Genomic DNA, 17,017 nt, shown 5'->3' with positions numbered 1-17,017 from the left:
ACGTACTGGCTGAACTGGATGTTCTGCTGCGCCATCGCGCGCCCTCCTGTTATTAGCAGCAGGGCTATTACCGCTGCTCTGAGTACTGTTTGCATCTTTACACTTTTATGATCAGCAGATAATTTTAACGTATGATCAATACCCATCCTTTGTATGATTTAACAGAACCGTCTGTTTTCTTCACTTCCAGGATATAGTAGTAGGTACTTTCCAGCAGATCCGAACCATTCCAATCGTTGCGGTAATCGTTCGACCGGTAAACTTGTCCGCCCCAGCGGTTGAACACCTGGAGTTGGGCGCTTTGGTATTTTTCAAGGCCACCAATGATGAACCTTTCATTTTTACCGTCGCCGTTCGGGGTGAACGCGTTCGGGAACAGCAGGTCGGAACCTTCTACCGGCGCACTCAGCACCGCCTTGTTATTAGACGGATTAACGTCTGTGTTGGTGTTTGTCGCTTCCGCACCCATCACCATCTGGCCCCCTTCGATCAGCCTGCACGTCACTTCAAGCTGCACCGAGGCCCCGGCGGCGAGATCGCCTATCGTCCAGGTGATGCGCCTGTCGCCGGCATTTACGGTTGCCTGGCCCCTGCTGGTTATCGTACGGGTGGGCAAGCCCAGCTGCACTGCCAGGGAGTCTGTCACCACTACACCGGTAGATACGCCTGATCCGATATTGGTGACCGTTACACGGTAAGTAATATCCTGGCCCAAACGGTAAGGTCCGATAGCGGGCTGCACGATCTGTTTGGTGACCATCAGGTCGCCTCTGTGCACATCTTCGCTGGTGATCGTCACCACCGCTTCCGCGGAAGCGCCCGCCGTATAAGTGTAGCTGGCCGACTGGCCACCGGTGAGTACAAACTGCACTGTTTCCGGCTGTTCCACTTCTTCATCGTCCGTCACGGTAACCGGAACGGTTACGCTGCCTGCGCCCGCCGGGATGGTGATGGTGCCGCTGATGGCCCTGTAATCCGCATCCGGTGTGGCCGATCCGCCAATCATGTACTGGATCGTGATGGCCTCCTGCGTACGTTTGCCGTTCGGCAGGCCGATGGTGAACCCGCCGTTCACAGCAGGCTCGGTTGCAGCCGGCGTAGTGGCCGTTACCACGAGGCTCAGGCTGCTGTTGTCGTCGTCCGCGATGGTTACGGTAGCGGTGTTCGCCGTGCCTATCGTGTAAGTGACGTTGGATGATACCCCGCTGTTGAGGGTCAGGATAACCGTCTCTGCCGGTTCTATGAGATCATCGTCCGTTACGGTCACCGGAACAGTCTGGCTGTTGCTGCCTGCGGGGATCACGACTGTACCGTTAAGAGCGGTGTAATCCGAGCCGGTTGCAGTGCCAGTGATGGTATAGTTCACGGTGATATCCGCTGCCGGCATCTTACCACCTGCAAGACTGATCGTAAACGCGCCATTGGTGGCAGGTTCCGAAGCAGCCGGCGTAGCGGCGGTTACCACGATGTCAAGGTTCGTATCGTCATCGTCCGCGAGGTTCAGGGTAGCTGAACCGTTCGTACCCGGTGTAAAGGTGAGGCCGGTTGCGGTGCCGCCGGTAATGGTCAGGATGATGGTCTCATCGCCTTCTATCAATTGGTCGTCTGTTACAGTCAACGGAACCGTGATGTTGTTCCGGCCGGCAGGTATTACGATGGAGCCGCCCAGGGCGCTGTAGTCCGTGCCGTCGGTTGCCGTGCCGCCAATGGTGTAATTCACCGTTATGTCTTCAGGTGAAACCACCGTTCCGGGCAAGCTGATGGTGAAGCTGCTGTTGGTGGCAGGTTCCGCGGCATCGCTGCCTTTGGTGACATTCAGCACAAGGTTGGCCGGCGTATTTTCATCGTCCGTAATATTTACGGTGGCATTGCCGGTGCCCGTGTACGTAAAGCTGGTGCTGGCGCCGCCGGCGAGGGTAAGGACCACCGTTTCCAGCGGTTCGATCACCTGGTCGTTCAGTACGGCTACTTCCACGCTCACGCTCGTTTGGCCCGCCGGGATCACCACCGTGCCGCTGAGTGCGGTATAATCCGCATCTGCGGCGGCAGTACCGGCAATGGTATAGTTTACGGTCACGTCTTCAGAAGAAACCACGGTTGCAGGCAAGCTGATGATGAAGCTGCCATTTGTACCGGGCTCTTCCCCATCCGTGTTTTTGGTCACTGTCAGCGCAAGGTTGGCCGGTACCGCGCTTTCATCGTCGTTGATGTTCACCGTGGCGCTGCCCGTACCGGTGAACGTGAAGCTGGCGGAGCTTCCGCCGTTCAGCGTGGCGGTCACGGTTTCCACCGGTTCAATTATATTATCATTCAGCGCGGCAACGGGAACGATTACACTGCCCTGGCCTGCCAGGATGGTCACGGTGCCGCTGAGGGCCGTATAATCCGCACCTGCTGTGGCCGAGCCGGCTATCGTATAATTCACTGTAACGTCTTCCGCTGCCGTTACGCCTGCGGGCAGACTGATAGTGAAGTTGCCGTTCGCCCCCGATTCCACCGCATCCGCGGTTTTCGCAATGGTAAGCGCCAGGTTGCCCGGCAATGCGCTTTCGTCGTCGGTAATGTTTACAATGGCATTGCCGGTGCCGGTGAAAGTGAAGCTGGTGCTGCTGCCGCCGGTAAGACTGGCGATCACCGTTTCCACCGGTTCAAGTATATTGTCGTTCAGCGCGGCAACCGGAACGATGATGCTGTTCTGGTCCGCCGGGATGGTCACTGTACCGGTAAGGGTTGTGTAATCCGTACCTGCAGTGGCCGAGCCTGATATCGTATAGTTCACGGTAATGTCTTCCGTTACCGATACACCTGCGGGCAGGCTGATGCTGAAGCCGCCGTTCACACCGGCTTCTTCCGCATCCGCGGTTTTCGTGATGCTGAGTGCCAGGTTTTCCGGCGTATTATCATCGTCCTCAATATCCATCGTTACGCTGCCAGAGCTGGTAAAGGCAATGCTGGGACTGCTGGCGCCTGTTACCGTGAGAATGACTGTTTCCGTATTTTCAATCCGCTGATCGTCGGTTACGGTCACCGGCAGGTCTATGCTGTTGGTGCCTGCGGCGATCACTACCGTCCCGGAGGGCTGGATGTAATCCTGGCCGCCGATAGCTGTGCCCGTCATAGAGTAATTCACGGTGATATCTTCCGTGGCCGTTATTCCGGCCGGCAGGGCAATGTTGAACATCCCGGTCGTAGATGGTTCTGCCGCGTCGGTGGTTTTCGTTACTGTCAGTACCCGGTTAGCCGGCACGTTGTCATCGTCTGAAAGTATGGCCATCGCGCTGCTCGTTCCTGTAAAGGTAAAGCTGGTGCTGCGACCGCCGGCAAGTGATACCACCACATTTTCCGTTCCTTCTATTAACTGGTCGTCAATAACTGCAACCGGCATGGTCACGCTGTTTTGCCCGGCAGGAATTATGACTGTACCGGTAAATCCGGCATAGTCCACATCTGCGGTTGCAGTGCCAACCACGGTGTAGTTCACCGTGATCGCTTCGGATGCCGTAATACCGGCGGACAGGCTGATAACAAAGCTGCCGTCTGTACCCGGCTCTTCCGCATTGCCGGTATTGCCAATGGTGAGCGCGAGGTTGCCCGGTACGGCGCTTTCGTCGTCTGTTATATCGACGGTTGCATTGCCTGTGCCGGTGAAAGTGAAGCTGGCGCTGCTGCCGCCGGCCAGGGTAAGGATCACCGTTTCGGTGTTTTCAATCACCTGGTCGTCAGTTACTGTAACTGGAACGGTTACACCAGGCAGCCCTGCAGGAATAATGACAGCGCCGGTGATAGCCGCGTAATCCGCGTCTGCCGCGGCGGTGCCGCTAATCGTATAATTCACGGTTATATCTTCAGGAGACGTAATGCCGGCTGGCAGGCTGATGGTAAAGCTGCCGTTAACAGCAGGCTCTGCCCCATCGCCGTCTTTGGTTACGTTCAGCGCCAGGTTGGCTGGAATGTTTTCGTCGTCCGTAATATTAACGGTTGCACTGCCTGTGCCGGCGAAAGTGAAGCTGGCGCTGCTTCCACCGGTCAGCGTAACGATTACGCTTTCAGTCTGTTCAATCACCTGGTCATCTATAACAACTACCGGTATATCGATGCCGGTCTGGCCTGCCGGAATCACTACGGTACCGGTAAGGCCTATGTAATCCAGGCCTGCAATGGCCGAACCCGCTATCGTATAGGTTACGGTTACGTTTTCAGATAAAGTAACACCGGATGCGAGATTGATACGGAAACCGCCGTTGGTAACTGGTTCCGCGCCATCGGCTGTTTTACTGAGGGTAAGCGCCAGGTTGCCCGGCACGCTGCTTTCTTCGTCCGCGATATTTACCGTGGCGGTACCGGTGCCGGTGAATGTAAAGCTGGTGCTGCTGCCGCCGTTAAGCGACACGATCACCGTTTCTGTGGGTTCCATCAACTGGTCGTCCATCACGGCAACAGGAATATTCACGCTGCCCTGGCCTGCGGCGATCACGGCCGTGCCGGCGAGCACCGTATAATCAGCACCCGGAGTAGCGGTACCGGTAACCATGTAGTTCACGGTCACATCTTCGGCCACTGTGATGCCGGTGGGCAACGAAATGCGGAACATACCGCCGGTGCCGGGTTCTATAGCATCGTTCACACTGGTGACCGCCAGGCTGAGGTTGGCGGGTACATTATCGTCATCCGTGATGTTCAAGGTAGCATCATCCGCGGTGGGATCGATCGTCCAGCTGAAGCTGTTGGAGGTAGCGCCGGTAAGGGTGACCACGACCGTTTCTATTCCTTCGACGATCTGGTCATCTATGGCGGAAAGATCTATAACAACGTTCTGTTGACCTGCCAGTATCACGGCGGAGTTACTGATAGTCGTATAATCTGTTCCGTTGAGCGCTGTGCCGGTTATGGTATATTCTACGGTAACGTCTTCAGTGGAACGCACCAACCCGGGCAAGCTGATCGTGAAGCTGCCGGTACCTGGTGTACCTTCCGAGATGCTTGCGCCGGCTGTAACACCGATAACAGTATTGGCCGGGTCGTTCTCCTCGTCCGTAATATTTACAACGGCGCTGCCGCCGCCGGCGGCTGGCGTGAAGTTCCAGCTGCCTGCCGTACCGCCCGTCAGCGTTAATGTAACAGTTTCCGTATTTTCTACCAGCTGATCGTCGCTAACCGTCACCGGTACATCGATGCTGTTCTGACCCGCGGGGATCGTCACACTGGAGGGTATAGCAACATAGTCGAGCCCGGCCGTAGCGGTACCGCCGATCGTGTAATTCACGGTAATATCCGCAGCTGCGGTCTTCCCTCCGGGAAGGCTGATCGTGAATCCGCCGTTTGTAAGGGGTTCCGCCGCATCGCTACCGTTGGTAACAGAAAGCACCATCATAGCGGGAAGAAGGTCGTCGTCCGTAATATCCAAAGGCACTGCATTAGTTGCTGGATCGGCGCTATAGGTAAAGCTGTTAGCATCTGTACCGCCAGTGAGGTTCATCACCATGCTTTCAGTGCCCTCAATGATATCGTCGTCCTTCACGGTAACGGGGATGGCTACACTGTTTTGGTAAGCCGGCAGCTTGATAATGGAAATTGTATAGTCCGTGTTATTTGTTGCCACGCCGCTCATCGTATACTGGAGCGTAATATCGGTGGAGGAAGTATAACCCACGGGGAGGGATACGATATAGTTGCCACCGGCAGACGGCTCCGCAGCGTCGTCATTTTTCACTACAGTCAGGATGCGGTTTGCGTTCACACCTGCATCATTGTCCGCGATGTCTACCGTAAGCTCGTTACTGGTTGGGTCAGGCGGGAAGATATAGGCATTGCCTCCGCCATCTGTCGAACTGCCGGAGATCAGGGTAATGGTCATCGTTTCGGTAGGCTCAATGATCTGGTCGTCCAGAACATTAAGGTCGATGGTGATGGCATTGGTGAGGGCCGGGATCACGATGTTGCCCAGCGCCTGGTAATCCAGGCCGGACGCCGCTGTACCCGATATCGTATACCCCACCGTTATTGGCCATGCCGAGGTAGGAGTGGGATTACCGGCGTTGCCCGCCAGCCTCACGGTGAAGGTACCTTTATTGGCAGGCTCCGAACCATTGGTGCCGGCAACCACCTGCAAAGGCGTGTCGCTGGTGGCATTGGCGTCTATAATATTGACGGTGCCTGTTTTACTGGAAGGATCGATCAAGAAGGGATAACTGGCTGATGCTGCGCCATCCAGTGTGATCTGAACATCTTCAGGTCCTTCAGCAGTACCGTCGTTCCCCGCATCAACGTCTATAAAGACTTCGTTGGCGCCAGCCGGTATCACAATATTGCCACTGCTCAATCCGAGTAAGCTATAGTCCGCTCCGTTCGTCGCAACACCGGCAATAGTGAAGGTGATCACCACATCTTCGGAACTGGTAACACCAGGCGGAAGCGATACGCGGAACTGACCGTTAGTGCCTCCCTCTATCGCATCGGATACTTTGGTGAACAGTACGATGTTGGTGTTGCCGGTCATATCATTGTCGCTAATATTAACAGTGGCGCTGTTGCTTCCGCTGGAGATCGTATAGGTAAAATTGGGTGAATTGGCCGCAGAGATGTTGAATATAACTGTCTCATCGGGTTCCAACACATTATTGTCAATAATGGCAACCGGCACCGTAACGCCGTTTGTTCCGGCGACTATCGTGTATGTACCGGTCAACGGGGCGTAATCGGTGCCCGGAGTGGCGGTACCGGCTACACTGTAGGTAAGCGTGATATCTTCAGACGCCAGCACACCCGAGGGCAGGCTGATGCGGAATTCTCCGGCCGTTGCCGGCTCCGCTCCATCCGCAATTTTAACGATGCTTATCTCACGGTTGGCCGCGGTGTTATCATTGTCTGTAATGGTGACCGTGCCACTGCCTGCTGTGGTGCTGGCGGTAAATGTAAATGATGGGGAAGTACCGCTGTTGACCGTCAGGATCACTGTTTCATCTGCTTCCACCAGCACGTCGTCCGTAACCGTAACGGGAACGGTCACACTGTTTTGACCTGCAGGTATCTGCACCGAACCATTCAATGGGGCGTAATCTGTGCCGTTCAATGCGGTGCCGCTTATGGCATAGTTCACAGTAACCGGCTCCGTGACGGTAATAGTTGCCGGCAGGCTGATCGTGAACGAGCTGTTGGTAGATGGCTCGGCGGCATTGCCGGGGGTTGTAACGCTAAGTGTCCGGTTAGCTTCCGTGTTATCATTATCGTTAACAGGCAGGGTGGCGCTGCCCTGCGTAGCGCTCGGTGCAAAATTGCCAATAGTGGCCGTGGTGCCGCCTGTCAGCGTTATAATAATGTTTTCAGTGCCTTCTATGATCTTGTCGTCTATCGTTTTTACAAAGAGATCGACATAATCCAGGCCCGCCGGCATAACAACGCTGCCGCTCAGCGTATTGTAGTCTATGCCGTTGAGTGCAGTACCAGCCAGCGTATAGCCAATGGTTATGTCTTCGGAAGTTCTTGCCGTACCGGACAGCCTGATCCGGATCAGGGCCTGGAAGGGGCCTTCGGTAACAGAACTTGAGGTTACTACCGTTAACTCCCTGTTGGCGGTAACGTTATCGTCATCCGCAATATCTACTGTGGCATTGCCATTGGTTGTACTGAGGGTATAAGTATAATTGGTGCCTGTTGCACCGCCAAGCGTTACCAGTACGGTTTCCGTATTTTCGATAAGCAGATCGTTGGTAACGGTTACCGGCAATGTAATACCGTTTTGGCCTGCGGAAATGGTAGCGGTGCCGGTGAACGGCGCGGCATTATAGTCCGCTGTGCCGGCTGAACCGCCGACGGTGTAGGTTACGGTGATATTTTCTTCCGCCAGTACACCCGCCGGCAGGCTGATGGTAAAGCCGCCGTTTACATTGGGTTCCTGGGCATCTGCTGATTTGACAATGGACAGTACCCGCTTGGCAGGCGTAAATCCGTCCACAGTAACAGTTACTTTACGGACGGAATCACAACCCTGCGGGCTGGTAACAGTATAGGTGATATCGGCAGAGCCGGGCGCAACGCCGGATACTACGCCCGTGTTGCTCACTGTGGCGATAGCAGTATTGCTGCTGGCCCATACACCGCCGGGTGTACTATTGCTTAAGGTAGTGGTGCTGCCCTGAAATACAGACAGCGTGCCGGTAATATCATTCACCGGGGGAATTGCATTGACAGTCACAGTGGCGGTCTGGCTGGCGCTGCAACCGTCGCCGTTGGTAACGGTATACGTGATGGTGGCCGTGGCGGGCGCAATGCCGGTCACTACTCCGGTTGCATTGACGGTGGCAATGGCCGCATCACTGGTGCTCCAAACGCCGCCCGCGGTAGTGCTGGCCAGCGTAGTGGTAGCTCCATCGCACACGGCGGTGGCGCCTGTGATGGGGTTCACCGTTACGGTACTTTTTGTGATGGTGATGGTGTCCAGGATAGAGCAGCCGTCAGGATATTGCACGGTCACCTTGTAAGTGCCGCCATCGGTGACGGACAGCGTCGTGCTTGTACTGCCGCCTGTCCACAGGTAGGTTGCGGAAGGACCGGCAAAAAATCCATCCGTATTCAGAACGATGGGGAACGCATCAGCGCAGACCGTACGGTCTGGGCCGAGGCCGGTGATGGTAGCAGAGTTGTCGTATGGTGAAATATCCCAGTTCACATTGCCGCCAAGATCAACGGAATGTTCCCTTGCCTTGAAGGGTGTAACACCGGCGGCTGTAATGCGGTTCAGGCGGACATAATCGAAATCCACCGTGCCGGAAGTTTTGGTGACTGTGGCGTTTGCCGTAGTTGATGAGCTGATGATCTGCGTGGGGTTACAGGGCGAGCCGCTGCCATACCATGCTTCGTTGATGGTGGTATTGGTGCCGGCCGCGAATGTGTAGATCTTGCCCGGAGCAAAAATAAGCGTATCAATGACATTGCCGGTGGCCTGGATGTATCCCCTTCCTTTAAACTCCAGGCGGTTGATGGTATTGTTGCTGCGGATCCATACCTGGGAAGCGGTACTGGTATTGCTGAACAACAGGTTGTTTATAGTGGTGTTGCCGATATCCGTATTGGTATCGTCAGGGCCCGTCACCTCGACTTTGTTATACACCCCCTTGTTGGTCCTGAATAAAACAGCGGTTATCGTGGAGCCGGCAGCCTGCACAGTAGTGCTGGCGCCCAAAGCGTGCCATCCGCCGTTGATGGTGGCATTCGTAATATTTAAACTGATCGGTGCGTTTCTGCTATCATCGGTCATGTACGCCATGGTGACGGTACGGCCGCTGAGATCCAGGCCGCCGCTGCGCATATCGATGTGGGTGAGTGCATTATTATAGTTATCTGTGAACGTTAACTTGCTACCACCGGGTTTGTCGACGCCAAAATCAAAATTGCCCAGCCCGGCGCCATTGGAGGTAATGGTGCTATTGGCCGCACCCGTGAAAATTACCCCGGCACCACCAAGGGTAATGCCTGTATTCATCGTAACAGCGGGGTTCATCACGAGGTTGCCCCAGATCTCCAGGTTGAAGGCTGCATCCTTGGTAAAGGTGGGAGCAAATGCGGCGCCGGTCCAGTCCATATTCCGGCAGTAGGCGTGGCCCTGGGAAATCGTTACCGCGCTGTTGCCGCTACTGAAACTGTTAGCATTAAAAAACACATCATTGGCTACCGTGGGAACACATGCACCGCCAGGGCCGCCAGGTGTATTGGACCAATGCGAGGCATCGTTCCAATCGCCGCTGCCATTTACCCAGTAACGGGCGCCGCCCGAAGAAGCAGTAATATTAAAGCCGGAATTACCGCCCGCATCCGCGCCGGTTACCGCAACGGGAACTCCCGTGCCTGTTGCCGCTATGTTTTGCAACAGCACATTCTGCACATCTTTGGTCGACGATGGCCCGAAATTGAATGTGGCTGTGCCTCCCAAACCTCGCAACTCACCAAGACCGGAACAATCCGGGTTATTATAGCGGAATAGGCCATTGATCGTTTGGGTACCCCTTAAATTATAATTGCGGGAGGGGGCCAGCAACAGGTTCGTAATGGTATTGTTCCCCCGTATCTCTGCGGCTCCTTTAAATTCGGCCGTACCAATGGTATTGCCGCCGCCAATCGCAATAGTACCGAAGGTAAGGCCGGTATTGGTAAATAACAGATCGGTTATGTTGGCGTTAACAATGCTTACATTACTGCCGGTTCCGTCAATCTGCACTTTCGGAAAAGTGAGGCCATTGGTAATAAACCGCGATTTTGCAATGATGAAAGAGCCTGCTCCATTGTTCACCCAGGTATGGTTGCTGGAATTTGTCAGCCATTCATATTCCAGCGTGATCGTTGAATTGGAAACATCCAATGTTCTGACGCCGCTGGTTTCAGTGCTAAGCTGGGAAATATGCATTGTCCGGTTGGGCAGCAGCAACTTACCGGTATTGTGGAAGATCCGGAACCCGGGATGCACGATGTCATCCGTTAAGGTAATTCCTCCATTGGTCCCGGTTTTTTCTACGCGGAACACAGGATTACCGAGGTTGAAACCGTTCGCCGTCAATGTGCTGGCTTCCGTTCCTTTAAAAGTGATATTGCCATACATGGTCATCGTAGGGTCCAACGCCAGGGAGCCGTATATCTCGAGATATTTTCCACGGTTGTCAAACACCGGGGCACCTGTAAGATTGGTCCAGGTCATATTGTGGCACCAGGCAGTACCAGCCGTAGCCGTAACCGTATTGTTGCCTGTAGAGAAGCCGCTGTTAGCGTCAAACACAACATCATCGCCGGTGAACGGTACGCAATAACCGCCGGTTCCGCCGCTGGAGGCAGACCAGTGGCTTTTATCATTCCAGTCTCCGGCGCCGTTTACCCAATACAACGTGGTGCCGGTTGCGCGCGGCTGAAAATCCCAACCCGTATTGCCGCCGCCGTCTGCACCGGTTACCGTAATAGGTAGTGTCACGCTTCCTGCCGCGGCCAGGTTGGTCATTAATACATTTCTCACATCCACCACCGCGCCGGCGCCGAAGGTAATGGTAGCGCCTGTGCCATAACCGAGAATCTGCGACAGGGCGTTACAATCCGGTGTATTGGCATGCAGGGAACCTGTGATCGTATTATTGCCCACAAATGAAAATCCCGGGTTACTCGGCGCAATGAAAAGGTCTTTAATAGTATTTCCTCCACCGGCAATAGAGCCCCCGCTCTTATATTCGAGCCGGTCAATCGTATTGCCTGAGCCGATCCGCACGCTTTGGGAAGGAGATAACGTGCTGGTAAAGGTGAGCTCTCCGAAAGTGGTATTATTGATCACCATCGAGGTGCTGCCACCCGAAGTCACGTCCACTTTAGGAAAGCTGAAGCGGTCCGAAAAGAACCGTTGCGCCGTGATGGTGGAATTCGTGGTATTGATCGTGTTATTAGTGCCCCGGTAGTCCCAGCTATCCCTCAGGACTATCGTAGCATTACTTATATCCAGGCTTCTCGTGTTAGCGTTGTTGCCGGCAAAATCTGTTACAGTGTGCGTAAAATCAGACATATCCAGGTTGCCGGCCGTCAGGGTAAGTGTAGTAACCACTAACCCATCCGGGATACCATCTAAAAGGGTAAGGGAAGACCCCGGTTTATTGACCGTGATGGGATTATACCATCCCGTGGCAGGATATCTGGCGGCACCGTTCATTTTCAAAGTAGCCGGCGTGCTTCCTACGAAGTTAAGCCCCTGCGTACCGTACCGTACCGAAGGGGACAGTTCCACGCTGCCATATATGTACAACGGCTGGCCCCTGTAAGCAAAGTCTGCCGCAACGGTTACCCCAACCCAGGACATGTTACGGCAATAAGCCGGGCTGTTAGTGGGAAGATTTACGTCAACGAAATCCGCCAACCCGCTGTTGGCATCAAAATACACATCATCATTCAGGTTAGGAATAATGGAGTGATTAGGTGCTCCTCCCGAGGTGGTGGACCAGTGGTTGATATCTGACCATGAGCCCGTACCGCCTACCCAGTAATAGTCGGCAGCATAAGCATGGGAAAACACTAGCAACAAGATGCAAAACGGTACAAGTTTTTTCATATAAACGGATATGTATATGTATAGGCCGTCCAGCCCTTCAGGCGAAGCGGCTGGAAACAAAATGACGGATCAGTATGCGGGAGTTTTTCTTTATAGGAGTAGATTTTTAACTACATATTATATATCATAAAAATGGTGAAATAGTTATGTGTTGCAATAAAAAACATTGAATTACTAAAGTTAGCCTGTGACCGGCTATGCAATAGTAGTATAAGTTCAATGACCTTGTAGCGTTATTACTACACCGCAAAACCTCCTAATTAGCTCGCCTGCTGAAGCATGGTCGTGAAAATCGAAGATTATAAAATATCTTCCTACATTGCGCAATATGCAGGAAACCAAAGTTTGCATTATAGGCGCCGGCCCCGCGGGCGCTACAGCCGCGCTTCAACTGGCTTACATGGGCGTACCCTGCCTGGTGGTGGACAAGGCCGTTTTCCCCCGTGATAAAGTATGCGGCGATGGCCTGAGCGGTAAAGTGCTCACATTGCTGTCCCGGATCGATAAAGGCATTGGAGAAAGGCTGCAGCGGCTCGCGTTTAAGGAAGACTGCTGGGGCGTAACCTTCGTAGCCGCCAACGGCATGGGCATCAATATTCCCTACAAACCCAACTATCTCAAATTGCCAGGCGAGCCGAGGGGGTTTGTATGCAAACGCATTCACTTCGACAACTTCCTGGCAGATGAGCTGAAACGCTGCCCGCAGGTGCAACTGATAGAAGGCAAGGCCATCACCAAATATGAATTGCTGCCCGATGGGTACCTGCTTTCAGACGCAACCGGCAGCCTTCGGATCAAAGCACAGTTGGTGATCGCCGCCGACGGCGCGTACTCCGGGTTTACGAAAAAGGTGGCCAACATTCACATGGAGCCGGCTCATTACGTGGCCGGTATCAGGGCGTATTATAGCGGCATTAAAGGCCTGCATTCCGATAACCTGATAGAACTTCATTTCCTTAAAAATGTGCTGCCAGGGTATTTCTGGATATTTCCGTTGCCCAATGGCGAGGCCAATGTGGGCATCGGCATGTTGAGCAAAGTGGCACGGCGCAGGAAAATAAACCTGAAACAGTTGCTGTTGGATACGGTGCAGCACGACCCGGTGCTGAAGGAACGGTTTAAAGATGCCGTGCTACAAGGCAGCATCGATGGGTACGGCTTGCCCCTGGGAAGCAAAAAAAGAAGGCTTTCCGGCGAAAGATATTTACTGGCAGGCGATGCAGGTTTCCTGATAGACCCTTTCACCGGCGAAGGCATTGGCAACGCCATGTATGCCGCCCGCATGGCCGCAGAACAGGCGGCGGCCTGTATTGCAGCGGACAACTACAGTGCCTCCGCACTGCTGGCATACGATGAAAATGTGTACCGCGTGCTGGGCCCGGAGCTGAAATTAAGTACCAAACTCCAGAAGCTCATCCGTTTTCCCTGGCTGTTCAATATGCTGATGCGGATGTGCTCGCGCAATAAAGAACTTCAGGAGCTGATGTCATCCATGTTCCACGAAGTGGACGTACGGAAAAAACTGGCAAAACCGCAGTTTTATCTGCGGCTGCTGCTGGGGCGGTAAACGCCCGTAAGGAACGGGCCCCGGATAAAACCCGGTAAATACCGGCGTCACGGCCGGCATTGGGCTGGCTGGTTTCGGAAAATTGCATTTTTATCGCGCAAAACGGTATCTTCATAACACGATAAATACCTATGCCACAATTACTCGCTTTTAAAAGATTTCACACCGCCGAACAGGCCGCCGAAATCATTTCCCTCCTGCAGGAACATGACATTCCAACTGAATATGAAGAAGAAGTAGTGCTCCTCGATAAAATGTATTCAGGTCAGAACTTCGATCAGCGCCATCTCGTGAAAATTCCCGCCGATTATTTTTCCCGGGCGGATGCCTTGTTAAAAAGCCAGATAACAGTTTCTCCCGAAGATGTGGAACCGGATTATTACCTGTTGTCTTTTTCCACCGAAGAACTGAAAGAAGTGATTATTAAAAAAGACGAATGGGGCGATTTTGATTATGCGCTCGCGCTGAAACTGCTGGAAAAACAAGGCATCTCATATTCCGCGGAACAATTAGCGCACCTGGGAAACAGCCGCCTGCAAACACTTTCCGAACCGCAGGACTTGCCCGTGATCTGGCTGATGATCGGTTACCTTTCCCCCCTGTTGCTGTTCGTACCGCTTCCTTATCCTTACATTTTGTCCGTTATGGGGATCTTTATCGGCGCATTTGTGCGCCTGACCAAAAAAACGCTGCCCGATGGCTCCCGCATACAGGCATTCTCCGCCAAAACACGGAATCACGGCAAGTGGATGATCCTGTCCGGGATCGTATTGACAGTGATCTGCTGGGCTTTACTGATCAGGCTCATGCGCGGATAATGTCATAGTACGATTTTCCCCAAAACCTGCTCAATTTTATCCAAAACTTTCCTTTGCCCGGGCTGCGGACTATCTTCAAAAAATGGACACCACCGTTATGGAAAACAGCCCGTTAGCTACCAAACAGCATTTTGAAGTACTGGATGGTTTAAGAGGGATAGCCGCCCTTTCCATCGTCGTATTCCACCTCTATGAATTTATGGTGCCCGATTATACCCAAAGCCCGATCGGCCATGGTTACCTCGCCGTAGACTTCTTTTTTTGTTTATCCGGCTTCGTGATTGGGTATGCTTACGACGAACGGGCCTTACAACTCGGCCTGCGCACCTTTTTCCGCAACCGTTTGATACGCCTGCATCCCATGGTGATATGGGGCAGCGTGATCGGTTTGCTGGGATATCTCTTCGACCCTTACATCGGCGCCGTGTCCGTTGCGGAGGCGGGCACGGGGAAAATAATGCTTGCTTTTGCCTGTTCCCTGGCGATGCTGCCTTTTCCCTGGCTGCCGGGGCGGGCCAGCGGGCTTTTTCCTTATAATACGCCCGCCTGGTCCCTGTTGATGGAATATATCATCAACATCGTGTACGGCCTTATATTGTTAAAGCTGCCCAAACGCTGGCTGCTCGTAATGCTGGGGATATCCGCCGCCTGGATCGCGCTGGTCGCCCGGCACCGCGGCTGGATCATTACCGGCTGGGACGCGCCCACTTTTGCAGACGGGTTCCCGAGAGTGTTTTTTTCGTTCCTGGCAGGGCTGACGGTTTACCGTTTTAACCTGGTTATCCGCAGCCGGCTGAATTTCCTCTTGCTGGGCATGTTATTGATCGGCGTATTTATGTTCCCGCATTATACCAACGACTGGATCACGGAAATGATCCTGGTAATGCTGGTATTTCCGTTGCTTTTATCGCTGGGGGCCGGCGCCACGGTGAACGGCCGGATACGTGACTTCTGTAATTTCACCGGGCGGTTATCTTACCCGCTGTACATGACCCATATATGGGCCATTTGGATCTTCGGGAATTATATTGCCGCGAAAAAACCGGGGCCCCTGGAAATGTACACCGTCGCGGCCATTGTGTTTGCGGGATGTGTCGTGCTCGGGTATGTGGTCATGCGGTGGTACGACGAGCCGGTCAGGAAATGGCTGACAAAGGCAGGGGCTTCCGAAAAATTGGCGCCTGTTCCCCAATCCTGATTTGTTCATTTCCGCCGGTTACCGCGTATTTGCTGATTCTGACCATGGGCTTATATAACATAAACCATTCACATATCCATTGGTTAAAATTTTCCTAATCCCTCCCCTCGCCTTTTCCAAGTCGAATATTAGACTGTACATTTGCTCCTGTCAGGAAATGCTCCTGGAAGAATTATATTTTATAACCCCAAAAGATATTGCCCGCCAGGTTAATCCCAAAACAGTCTACAGAACACCGCCGGGCGGGGCGATATTTTTTACAAACAAGGAATCACAATGAATCCAAACAAAGCATTGTGGGAAAAAGGCGACTTCACCAAACTCGCCGAAAGCATGCGTGAAAGCGGCGCTGCGCTCGTTTCTCAATTAGGCGTCACCAAAGGCCTCAAAGTACTCGACCTCGGTTGCGGAGACGGCACCACCGCCATTCCTTCTGCAAAACTCGGGGCGGACGTTTTAGGCGTCGACATTGCGCGGAATCTCGTGGAAGCGGGCAACCGCCGCGCAAAGGCAGAAGGCCTTACCAATATCGAGTTCCGCGAAGGCGACGCGACCGATCTGAGCGAGCTTGAAGACGGGCGTTTCGACCTGTCCGTCAGCATCTTCGGCGCCATGTTCGCCCCCAAACCGCAGGATGTGGCGAACGAACTGGTACGCGTTACCCGCCCCGGCGGCAGGATCGTGATGGGCAACTGGATTCCGGGAGATCCCACGCTGGTAGCCCAGATCTTAAAGATCTGCTCCGCCTACACCCCGCCGCCACCGGAAGGTTTCATCAGTCCCATGCTGTGGGGCGTGGAAAGCCACGTGATAGAACGTTTTACCAATGCCGGCGTCGCGAAAGAAGATATTTCTTTCGTGAAAGACACATTTAACTTCGAAATCGCCGAAACACCGGCGGCATTCCTGGATAGGTTCAGGTATTATTACGGGCCTACTATGAATGCATTCGAAGCTGCGGAAAAAAATGGCAAAGCCGAAGAATTGCAGCAAGAACTGGAAGCGTTGTTTAACCGCGAAAATAAAGGCGGGCCCGGTACCACACTCATTCCCGCCACTTTCTTAAGAGTGACGGTGAACCGCAGGTAACCGGATAAAAATATCCTGTAAAAAGAAAAACCCGGCAGATAAAGCCGGGTTTCCTTTTAAACATTGCATGTTAACGGGATCACCAGAAATAGTATTCCCTTCAAATCGAGTATGCTATTGTTCCTGAGTAGCATTGAAAAATATTTTGCCGTTACCATTTCACTTTCAGTTCCGAACGCCTGTTCTCCCTGTATTCTTCCTCGCTGCAGGGCACGCCGTCCTTGCATTTGTTCACCGGTTCCAGCTCGCCTTTGTTGCTGTAATACAACCGTTTCGGG

At 53.5% G+C, this 17,017-nt stretch carries 5 protein-coding genes; 4 read left to right on the top strand and 1 reads right to left on the bottom strand.

The annotated features are described in order from the left end of the window. Window positions 1-124: 124 nt before the first annotated feature. Entirely contained in the window at window positions 125-12,067 is an 11,943-nt protein-coding gene (locus tag J7I43_RS24585) for a Calx-beta domain-containing protein (protein WP_209148692.1), read from the bottom strand. A gap of 328 nt (window positions 12,068-12,395) precedes the next feature. Here J7I43_RS24585 and J7I43_RS24580 point away from each other — a divergent pair, with 328 nt between their 5' ends. The 4 genes from J7I43_RS24580 (at window position 12,396) to J7I43_RS24565 (ending at window position 16,739) form a co-directional block, all read left to right on the top strand. Continuing rightward, window positions 12,396-13,634: an NAD(P)/FAD-dependent oxidoreductase gene (locus J7I43_RS24580; protein WP_209148691.1), complete on the top strand. Its 1,239-nt coding sequence runs from the start codon at window positions 12,396-12,398 to the stop codon at window positions 13,632-13,634. A gap of 131 nt (window positions 13,635-13,765) precedes the next feature. Beyond that, window positions 13,766-14,452, top strand: coding sequence for a hypothetical protein (locus J7I43_RS24575; protein WP_209148690.1), 687 nt, complete (start codon window positions 13,766-13,768; stop codon window positions 14,450-14,452). An 82-nt stretch (window positions 14,453-14,534) separates the two neighbouring features. Beyond that, window positions 14,535-15,650 carry an acyltransferase family protein gene (locus J7I43_RS24570; RefSeq protein ID WP_209148689.1) on the top strand — a complete coding sequence of 372 codons (1,116 nt, stop codon included), beginning with the start codon at window positions 14,535-14,537 and terminating at the stop codon, window positions 15,648-15,650. 276 nt (window positions 15,651-15,926) lie between these two features. Further along, window positions 15,927-16,739 carry a class I SAM-dependent methyltransferase gene (locus J7I43_RS24565; protein ID WP_209148688.1) on the top strand — a complete coding sequence of 271 codons (813 nt, stop codon included), beginning with the start codon at window positions 15,927-15,929 and terminating at the stop codon, window positions 16,737-16,739. Window positions 16,740-17,017 lie beyond the last annotated feature (278 nt).

It is taken from the genome of Chitinophaga chungangae, assembly GCF_017742215.1.
GTDB classification, from domain to species: domain Bacteria; phylum Bacteroidota; class Bacteroidia; order Chitinophagales; family Chitinophagaceae; genus Chitinophaga; species Chitinophaga chungangae.
The sequence above is the reverse complement of the archived record's forward strand: the minus strand, read 5'-3'. Positions and strand labels throughout refer to the sequence as shown.